The organism is Variovorax sp. P4_D9 (assembly GCF_056401695.1).
In genome coordinates this window covers 1-768 of the sequence record NZ_JBFUIU010001654.1, presented here as the reverse complement: position 1 = coordinate 768, position 768 = coordinate 1, and the positions used below count along the sequence as shown (strand labels likewise).

2 protein-coding genes are annotated in these 768 nt (G+C 63.7%); one reads left to right on the top strand and one right to left on the bottom strand.

Going from position 1 to position 768, the window contains the following annotated elements; genetic code table 11:
* On the bottom strand, positions 1-315 hold a 315-nt coding region (locus tag AC1DY5_RS57570; RefSeq protein WP_478123030.1), incomplete at its 3' end, for an autotransporter-associated beta strand repeat-containing protein.
* Positions 316-590: 275 nt separating this feature from the next.
* Here AC1DY5_RS57570 and AC1DY5_RS57565 point away from each other — a divergent pair.
* On the top strand, positions 591-768 hold a 178-nt coding region (locus AC1DY5_RS57565; RefSeq protein WP_478123029.1), incomplete at its 3' end, for a DNA-binding protein.

Sequence of the window (768 nt, the reverse complement as noted above, 5' to 3'; positions counted from 1 at the left end):
AGTGAGACCTGGGTGCGGCGCTTCGCGCTGGCCGTCATCCTGATCGTGCACGGCTCGTATCGCCAGGTGGTGGAATTGCTGCGCGACCTGTTCGGTCTGTCGCTCAGCATCGGGACGATTCACTCCTGGGTCGAGCAGGCTTCCCGCGATGCGTTGGTTGAAGCCGGCCGTGTCGAGCGTAGCGCCCTGCGCCACCGTGTGAGGCGACGCCGCGCTGAATGCGTTGGGCGCGCCTGCGCGCAAGGTGCCCGCGGCCACCGTGGTCGCGCCGGTGTAGGTGTTGGCGCCGTCCAGCATCAGGGCGCCGCTGCCGATCTTGGTCAGGGCACCGGCCCCCGAGACCCCACCGGCCAGGGTGCCGTCGAATGCGCCGGTGTCGATGGTCGGGTCGCTCGTTCCGCTTAGTTCTCGGCAGGTTTCATGGGCGACCTCCAGAACATTGGATTCACGGACGACGACGCGAGCAGTCGGACGATCGCCGCGTGTCTGTTAGTTATCACACGTGCCATGTATGATGTCTTACATATATTGTAGATCACTTCCGATAATTATTTATTATCGCAAGTAAAACAAGGCAGAGGAAACAGGGCATGGACCTGAAAAGTTCGAGCGACGAAAACCACCCGGTCCGCAGCGGCCGCGGCATCCAGGAGGCCCAGGTCTGGGAAGCCGCCGATGTGCTGCTGCACGAGGGTCTGCGCCCGACGATCGAGCGCGTGCGCCAGAAGATCGGCAGCGGCTCGCCCAACACCGTGAGCCCCATGCTGG